Raw genomic sequence first — 569 nt, 5'->3', positions numbered from 1 at the left:
GAGCCATGCCGCGACGGCGACCGGCGGCACGACCGCCGCGATCCATGCGGCGACGCCGATCACGCGGCCGCGCCGGCCCGTGTTCAGCGCGCCTTCGATGCGCGCGGCGAGGCGGCCGAACGCGACGAGCGGATGCCAGCCGGCCGGTTCGCCGATCGCGCGGTCGATGATCGCGGCCGCAACCGCGAACATCGCGACTACGGGCAGCGACAGCATCAGCATGACGGCGCTCCCGTCTTGAGGTCGAGCGTCAGGCCGGCGACGAGCAGCGTCACGCGCGTCGCAAGGGCGGCGACACGCTGGTTCAGGCGCCCGAGTTCGTCGACGTAGCGACGCGTGACCGACCCGAGCGGCACGACGCCGAGCCCGATCTCGTTGCTGACGACGATCACCTTCGCGCGCGCGCCGCGCAACGCGTGCTCGAGCCGGTCGACCTGCGCCGCGTACTGCGCATCGTCGAGCGGTTCGCCGTCGGCCGGGCACAGCAGGTTCGTGAGCCACAGCGTCAGGCAGTCGACGAGCAGGCACGCGTGCGGATCGTCGAGCCGCGCGAGCGTGCCGGCGAGGTC

Annotated in this window: 2 protein-coding genes; both read right to left on the bottom strand. The window is 73.1% G+C overall.

The features are described from left to right. Positions 1–222 (bottom strand): cobalamin biosynthesis protein (locus tag L810_RS43720; protein WP_042978548.1); only part of this gene is annotated, 222 nt, incomplete at its 3' end. Then, positions 216–569, bottom strand: a 354-nt coding sequence (locus tag L810_RS43715; protein ID WP_042978547.1) for a bifunctional adenosylcobinamide kinase/adenosylcobinamide-phosphate guanylyltransferase, incomplete at its 5' end; no start/stop codon positions are given. The genes L810_RS43720 and L810_RS43715, both read right to left, overlap by 7 nt.

Source organism: Burkholderia sp. AU4i, from assembly GCF_000466765.1.
Taxonomy (GTDB): Bacteria; Pseudomonadota; Gammaproteobacteria; order Burkholderiales; family Burkholderiaceae; genus Burkholderia; species Burkholderia cepacia.
The sequence above is the reverse complement of the archived record's forward strand: the minus strand, read 5'-3'. Positions and strand labels throughout refer to the sequence as shown.